Raw genomic sequence first — 6,679 nt, 5'->3', positions numbered from 1 at the left:
AAGGCATGCTGTTTTCCTGTAGGACTCGATCATCCGATGGAGGTGTTAATGTCCCCACCCCGATCGCGTTCCGCCGCAACCCGCCATAGCCCGGCAGCCAAAACGCGCAGCAGGACCACCAAACGCAAGAAGACGAACGCGAAGACGACGACAAAAGCTCGTGGGAAGAAGGCCAAAAGGACAGCAAAAGCGGATACGTTCTACGACTGGTGCGTTTCCGAGCGCGGCAGATTGAGCAAAAAGATTGACGACTATCGAGTTGGCCGATGCACGGCCGCTGCTGAGAGCATCGGTGGCAAAATGGTAGACCAAACTCAAGTAGAATTGGCCGAGGCTGAGCGGCGCTTTAAAGAATTGGAAGAACTCATTACCAAATACGAGCAGTAAATCGAACTGGCTCAGGTTATCTGTGCCGGAGGTGCGGTAATCTTATTTCCGATGTTCTCAAGAAACTGGCGCTTGAGGCTATTGAGTCTCGGATCGTCCAGCTTGGCGACCAGAATGCGTTGTTCGATGTGCGCTCGTCAGCGGGATAACCGAGCCGCCACGTCCGGACGGGATGGGCCACACCACAATTCCGCTTACCAATAGGAAGCGATGACGCCGCTGACCAGGGCCGGAAGCTGGATCACTCGTCACATCGATGTGTTCACTAGTAAGCAGAGTTCAGCCCCGGAATATGCCATGATTGCTCTACCACCGAGCGGGATCTAGGCAGCTATCGGTGTTGAGAACGCCCTTTTGCGCTCCCGCCCGTCCTCTAACGGAAAGGAGCAGCGGCATGAAAACCCGGCGTCGTTTCAAAAAGACCACATCGCTCCAGGACAGTCTCTCGGAGTTCGTCGATGGCGAGCGTGCCAAGGCGGAGAACATGCCGGAATGCAAGAGCGCTACGAGCTTCTGAAGAAGGTCCGGCAGGCCGAGACAGCCGCGAACATCGAGAAATGGGCGAATTCGCCCGAAGTGCAGCCGCCGAAATAGATCCGACGTTACAGCGAGGCTACTCTGGTTGCGGGCGTTCTTCTCCTATCCGGCGCGGTCTGCCTGGCTTCGCAAAAAGGCCCGCTGGAATGAATCGACAGCGGGCCTGATCGGGTCGGGATCATATGGATTGTGGGTCCACCCGTTCCGGTTGAATCAATGCACTTTGATGGGGGTTGTTCCCCCACGGATTGCTCCATTCCCGATCGGCTCTAAAAAGGCACAGGCTTTTGCGAATCACCATCGGGCCGGGGGTACCTATTTCCATCGCTGGAGATTGCGAAAGCCGGCCTGTATTCGTTCCGCAGCGCTGACAAGGTGAGCCTCCTCGATAATCTTCAATATCTGATCGTGAACCGGTCGCCGCTTTTGTGGCATTTCGAAACCGAGCTCCTCTGCGAGCACTTTCTCAATGTCCAACATGAGCTTGATGTCTAAAAGGGCCTTGGCAAGCACGTCGGCGTTGTTCCGAGGCGGCCGCGCGGTAGCGGCTTCCCCCGCCGAGTTTATCCGTGAGTTGTCGTTCGAAGATTGATGCATCGTGTCGGCCCCGTTTTCTTTTGGTTGTAGGCGGGCGAGGGCACGACAACAGCCGAAAATTCGAATCTATACGTTAAGAGCCCATTGATGGTTTCTGACGCCTAAACCGGAGCGATAAAATTCCTGCAAAGGCGCGGACGCCGCGGGCTTTTTGCTTTGGAATGCCGCGGCTCACACCAAGCCGATCGGGCAGGTGAACGTCGTGGTCGCAGCCTTAATACCGCTCCACGAATTCTTCCAGATAAAACGGCACTTCGCACAGCTGGAGGTCGCAGCGCCGGCGGAGTTCGTGCGCAATGTTGGCCGAAACGTCCTCCGACCAATTCTCCGACGTGTTGAAGCCAAGCCAACGACCCGAACCGGATTTTGATACTGCCCCTCGAACATGCCCATGATGACAGCTTCGAGATCGGCGTCGGTCTGGTGCCAGACGGGGCCGGATTTGTACTTGTCTAATACGAGATAGATCGTTTGGTCGTGATCGTTCGGTACGATTGACGGCGTCCAACCGGATTTACGCATAATCGACTCCACGATACAGAACCGCGATCTAAGCTAGCACCAAGCGACTTGTTCCTAATCCCGGGTGCCGGTTGTCCGCTAGCTCGATGGAGCAAAAAACCGATCAGGGCGGGTTACAAATAGCGGAACTCCGCGTTACCTTTTCCCCGTCGCATATGGAGTATCGCGATGCCTCGCACCCCGAGAGATCTAGCCGATCGGATGGCGGCCCGGCGCCGGCAAGCCAAGGCCGACGACGGGTTCGATCGGGAGACCTTTACACAGCCGCGCGAGCAAGCCCGCCAGACGGCGAGGGCGTTCCTCGATCGCTGGCCAGCGGCGGCGTACATGACGGCGGTCGAATCGTGGCGCGAACTGCCTGGCGGCGAGATCAAGTTCACAATGAAGCGGCTAAAGAGCGCCGACTAGAAGCGCGCGACCGTAAAAAATGAGGCGGCTGTGGACGACGGATTGACGGACGGGCCTGAACGCATGAGTTCGCGAGCGGGCGCCGCCTTTGGATCCAGGATAGTAATCAAGGCTCCAACAGGCCACAAGGCACGCCGAGCGGCTCACAACAAAGGAGGCGGCGCACAAGAAGCGAAGCTCGCGCACGCGGCGATAACCACGTTCAAACGTCTGCATCGGAATAAAGTTTTTATTGCCGGCGGTGAGCCAAAACCACCTATGTTGACAGACAGGAATCCCACGTCAAGCGTAACCAGCACGGGCGATTGCTTCTCCTAACCAGATCGTTTCGGTGGCCGGACCAACAAAAACGGGAAAGACCGTTTTTTGTAAACGAATTCTAGGCGATCGTGAGTACGTGCAGCTTTGGGATGAGATATGTGGCGAACTTCGCATCCCCTACCAAACGTCGGATTCTACGGACCATACCTCCGGAATGGATGGCGGGATTTCATCACCGATCGTCTGAGTGAAAGGATCAAAACTAAGACGAAGATGTTCGAGCGAAAGCCGTTTTCGAACGATGGGCGACGCTATCAGCGCGTTGCTGCGAGATAATATCATCCTCGTCATCGACGACTTCCATTATCTCACGACAGAGAATCGCACGACCTTTCTTCGCATGGGGCCGCTTTCAACGGGCTAAAAGCCTTCTGCTCTCCGTCACACATCGTGCTTTCGACGCAATCAAGCTGAGTCTGACCTTACCGGGCGCTTCGTCTCACCGTTCCAGAGTGGACCTATGATGAGTTGTCCCTCATTCCAAAATTGGGATTCTCGGCTCTTTCGGTAACGGTTCCGGAGCAGCTGCTTCAAACGCTAGCGACCCAAGCCCAAGATGGTCCGTCTCTCATACAAAAGTTCTGCTGGGAAATCTGTTTTGACAACGATATCGATTACGCGGGAACGCCGCTGGTCACACCGTTGAGCCCTCTTACGTGAATGAAGTGTTTAAGGGGCTTGCAAAAGATGCCGGTCTACTGATCTATCAAAGGTTGTGGCAGGACCGCAGAATCGTAAGGCCCGCACGAAACGCCCCTCAAACGCGGTGGCGAGGCAGACATATATGAAGTCGTGTTGCTCGCTCTCGCCGAGACTAGACCTAAAGCTTCCATCCACTATGAGGAGCTTCGTTCAAGTCACCTCGTTGCTCTCCGATATGGTCCCGCAAAAACACGAGGTAACGTCGACTTTAAAACATCTCGTCAGCATCTCGATGAAATCTGGCGAACCGTCAGTCATCGATTGGGACGATGATAAACGAGAGGTGAATTCGTCCGACCCTTATTTAAGATTTTATCTCTAATGGCAGGTTCGGTCTTAAGATTAGTAAAACCCCGCTTTAGCGGGGTTTTCTCTTGGTTTGGTCGCCGGGCGCCGTTGGCTTTAACTCTCAACCAACGAGGGATTCCACATGAAATACGCTATTCTGATCACTGCTGCCTCAGCACTCCTGGCCTCGCAGGGGTTCCACGAGTACACCATGACATCAAATGCAGGACAGGGGATCGGCGACGGGAAGCCCTGGCGCGTCGGGGTATGCTCCGGGTCAGCAGATGCAGGATAAGGGTTCTGCTAAGGGAACAACGGGGGCTTCTGGCTATGCGCCGGCCACACCACGACCAATGCGTACACCGCGAAGGATCGCATGCACAAGGACAAGTCCAAATACTAGCGATCTTCTTCTCAGCGTTGCAGAACCCCGCTCCGGCAGGGTTTTTATCTTCGGCCATAATCTTGCCGGTGTATCTCAGTTAAATGATTTTCGCGATTCTCTGAGCGAGGACATCCATTTGGTCGAAATCATCAAACGAGTTCTGATCGGAGTGAGCGTGGCGACCGCCGTGATCTACATCCTGAAATTAGCCTGAGAAGCAGCACCATATGATCCGGGTCCTCCAGTAATCGTCTACGGCTGAGATCGCAGCCCCCGGGTTTCTATCGACCGCCCCTGCATTCGTCTCTTCTTTGTACTCGCCGCGCTTGCCCCACTTCCGCTCAACCTTGCAGCGGCCCCGATAGAATTCTTGCTTATACTCCCGATCGTCATGGTCGCGGCCGTAATAGCCGCCACGCTCGTATCCCCAGCGACCTTTGCCACTTTCATCCTTCCATGGGTCGGCCATCGCCGGACTGGCAAGCATCGCTACTCCGATAAGCAGCAAGGCCCATTTCATCGCACATCCTCCCTTTCAGGTATCGGAGTGGTATTCAAGGGCCGCCAATCGCTGAATATCCTGCTTCCGTCAAAACGAGCCTATCGTTATCCACGCTGAGCAAGCCGCGCTCTGCTAGCAACGTCAGGTCATCTTTGGATGGCACGAGCAACCTTGTTCGTCCCGCTCGGATATCTCGCAGCACCCAGCGAAGCCTAATCACGATATCAACGGGCAGATCGTGAAGAGATCTCGGCTCCGCCGGTTGGCCCTTGCCTTCAGCATCACTCATCGGATTCTCTTGTTACCTCCGCAAGCCTTTTCCGTGATCGTCAGGATCAACTCTAAGTCACGGCGCATGACGACCGGGTCGAAGCTCCTCAGAGCAACGCGCACCAGCGTCTGGATATCGGCCAGGGCTCCTTAGGACCGCCCGTTGGCGGCTCTCGGCTATGCGTGTGGTCAGCGCTTCGAAACTGAACCTCATCCGACCAGCGGAGGTCTGCATTGGCAGAGGGGGATAGATGTACAACGAAATACACTAGATTATTCATCCGCCCGTGAGGAAGGCGCCCGCCGATCGTTGCCACGTGTACAAAGTTTGAAACTTCGTAGAAGTCAACGATCGCGCACCTTTGCTCGCTTGAATGTCGACCATTGGATTTGAAGGCGGGGACGTGAGCGCTTCAGGCTTGATGAATCAGAACGGGGGAACGCTCTAACAGCGAGTTGGGGATGCTCTCGCCGTCAATCGCGGGCCTAGCGTGTCGTGCGCATCAACAGTGGGCGCGACACGACACGTCTGGGCAAGTTCAAATGTTTCGCTGGCCTATCGCTTAATACTTGAACTGAGGCATTGCCTTGAGCTGGTCCTTTGTGAGATTGACCGTCCCCCGGTCGGGGTACCACTGCCTGGAATCGGAGCTTGTGGAAGAGGTGGAGGTCGTTCCGGCCTTGTTAGAGAACTTGATCTGATCCAGTTTCATTAGAACGTGGTGCTCGCCCATACCCAAGAAACCGCCAACGCTGACAATCACACCGTCGATCTTTCCGGACGGGTCGATGATCACCTCATTCACTTCCCCAATGTTTTCATTCTGCTCATTATAAATATCTACACCCACCAGCTTGGAAGCTCTCCACTGGCCTGTTGCTGAATGAGGCGCCTCACCGGCTGATGAACTGGGCGCAGTGGTTTGGGCAACCGCCACGGGCGAAACGAGTACGCAGGCAAGAAGCGCCGCTGAAATCAATCGCATGGAAATCTCCTTTCTAAGATAGGTGATTTAGAACAAAAGTACTGGGGCGATTGTTCCTTAGGGTCGGGGCCCATAAAAGTGATTCCTTCGGCGCTGAGTTTGTGATTCACGGTCTCCGACAGGAGGCCTTTGATGAGTCGCGATTGCTTTTGGCTAACGAAGGATCAGTTCGCTGTTCTCAAACCGCTTCTGCCTAGTGATACGCGCGGCAAGCCGCGGGTCGATGATCAGGGGGTCATCAGCGGCATTATCCAGGTTCTGAAGTCCGGTGGGCGCTGGATCGGTGCGCCGGAGGTCTATGGTCCGCGCAAAACACTCTACAATCGCTTCTCCGCTGGGCAGCGAAGGGCGCCTGGGTAGATGCGCATCGATGCGCCTTACGCTTTCGATACGTTTCGCAGGGCGCGGGACACCCATTTTGATGCAAGGTCAATGAAGTCGCATGCCCTTGCTCGTCTGTGGCGAAGAAATCTGAGCATGAACGGCTCACTCGTGTTGTTTGGCTGCCGATAAGCTTTACTTTGAATTTACCCGACTGTGAGAATCTGAGATCAACCCGAGAGGGCCAGTATTCTTGCGTACAAAACCCGCTGCCGATGGGGACATGGCAGCGGGTTTTTTTGCGTTGAGCGCTTGAACGCGGCGACGACACCGATCGACTTCATTTGACGCGTGATTACTGCCTCAGTGGAAGATGGGGTATTCGTTCCCGCTTTCGACTCTTTACGTTCCCGAAGAACAAATCAGGGCTGCGAAATCACGCCGGATAATTTC

General features: G+C 55.1%; 8 protein-coding genes and 1 pseudogene. 5 read left to right on the top strand and 4 right to left on the bottom strand.

Going from position 1 to position 6,679, the window contains the following annotated elements; all coding sequences use genetic code 11:
* Together AC1RT6_RS20965 and AC1RT6_RS20960 are read left to right on the top strand one after the other, a co-directional pair.
* Window positions 1-387 (top strand): hypothetical protein (locus AC1RT6_RS20965; RefSeq protein ID WP_493029650.1); only part of this gene is annotated, 387 nt, incomplete at its 5' end.
* A gap of 394 nt (window positions 388-781) precedes the next feature.
* Complete coding sequence (locus AC1RT6_RS20960) at window positions 782-904, top strand: hypothetical protein (RefSeq protein ID WP_472791709.1); 123 nt, start codon at window positions 782-784, stop codon at window positions 902-904.
* A 335-nt stretch (window positions 905-1,239) separates the two neighbouring features.
* Here AC1RT6_RS20960 and AC1RT6_RS20955 read toward each other — a convergent pair whose 3' ends face one another.
* Together AC1RT6_RS20955 and AC1RT6_RS20950 are read right to left on the bottom strand one after the other, a co-directional pair.
* Complete coding sequence (locus AC1RT6_RS20955; RefSeq protein WP_472791708.1) at window positions 1,240-1,521, bottom strand: hypothetical protein; 282 nt, start codon at window positions 1,519-1,521, stop codon at window positions 1,240-1,242.
* A gap of 171 nt (window positions 1,522-1,692) precedes the next feature.
* Window positions 1,693-2,043: a hypothetical protein gene (locus AC1RT6_RS20950; RefSeq protein WP_472791707.1), complete on the bottom strand. Its 351-nt coding sequence runs from the start codon at window positions 2,041-2,043 to the stop codon at window positions 1,693-1,695.
* Between the two features lie 168 nt (window positions 2,044-2,211).
* On the opposite strand from AC1RT6_RS20950, the gene AC1RT6_RS20945 reads away from it, so the two are divergent.
* Together AC1RT6_RS20945 and AC1RT6_RS20940 are read left to right on the top strand one after the other, a co-directional pair.
* Entirely contained in the window at window positions 2,212-2,451 is a 240-nt protein-coding gene (locus tag AC1RT6_RS20945) for a hypothetical protein (RefSeq protein ID WP_472791706.1), read from the top strand.
* 1,595 nt (window positions 2,452-4,046) lie between these two features.
* On the top strand, window positions 4,047-4,361 hold the full coding sequence (locus tag AC1RT6_RS20940) for a hypothetical protein (RefSeq protein ID WP_493029649.1): 315 nt from the start codon (window positions 4,047-4,049) through the stop codon (window positions 4,359-4,361).
* On the opposite strand, the gene AC1RT6_RS20935 is transcribed toward AC1RT6_RS20940, so the two are convergent.
* Together AC1RT6_RS20935 and AC1RT6_RS20930 are read right to left on the bottom strand one after the other, a co-directional pair.
* Window positions 4,353-4,667: a hypothetical protein gene (locus tag AC1RT6_RS20935; RefSeq protein WP_472791704.1), complete on the bottom strand. Its 315-nt coding sequence runs from the start codon at window positions 4,665-4,667 to the stop codon at window positions 4,353-4,355. The two genes, AC1RT6_RS20940 and AC1RT6_RS20935, sit on opposite strands and share 9 nt — an antisense overlap.
* Window positions 4,668-5,482: 815 nt before the next feature.
* Window positions 5,483-5,905, bottom strand: coding sequence for a PRC-barrel domain-containing protein (locus AC1RT6_RS20930; RefSeq protein WP_472791703.1), 423 nt, complete (start codon window positions 5,903-5,905; stop codon window positions 5,483-5,485).
* Window positions 5,906-6,037: 132 nt separating this feature from the next.
* Between AC1RT6_RS20930 and AC1RT6_RS20925 the strand changes: the two are divergent.
* Window positions 6,038-6,267, top strand: a pseudogene (locus AC1RT6_RS20925) (transposase); the annotation flags it as partial.
* Window positions 6,268-6,679 lie beyond the last annotated feature (412 nt).

This window comes from Nitrobacter sp. MLSD-S21 (assembly GCF_058809865.1).
The sequence above is the reverse complement of the archived record's forward strand: the minus strand, read 5'-3'. Positions and strand labels throughout refer to the sequence as shown.

Excerpts from the sequence above, each read along its gene's own strand:
- AC1RT6_RS20960 (WP_472791709.1), top strand. The coding sequence starts at position 782 with ATGAAAACCCGGCGTCGTTTCAAAAAGACCACATCGCTCCAGGACAGT.
- AC1RT6_RS20955 (WP_472791708.1), bottom strand. The coding sequence starts at position 1,521 with ATGCATCAATCTTCGAACGACAACTCACGGATAAACTCGGCGGGGGAA.
- AC1RT6_RS20950 (WP_472791707.1), bottom strand. The coding sequence starts at position 2,043 with ATGCGTAAATCCGGTTGGACGCCGTCAATCGTACCGAACGATCACGAC.
- AC1RT6_RS20945 (WP_472791706.1), top strand. The coding sequence starts at position 2,212 with ATGCCTCGCACCCCGAGAGATCTAGCCGATCGGATGGCGGCCCGGCGC.
- AC1RT6_RS20940 (WP_493029649.1), top strand. The coding sequence starts at position 4,047 with ATGCAGGATAAGGGTTCTGCTAAGGGAACAACGGGGGCTTCTGGCTAT.
- AC1RT6_RS20935 (WP_472791704.1), bottom strand. The coding sequence starts at position 4,667 with ATGAAATGGGCCTTGCTGCTTATCGGAGTAGCGATGCTTGCCAGTCCG.
- AC1RT6_RS20930 (WP_472791703.1), bottom strand. The coding sequence starts at position 5,905 with ATGCGATTGATTTCAGCGGCGCTTCTTGCCTGCGTACTCGTTTCGCCC.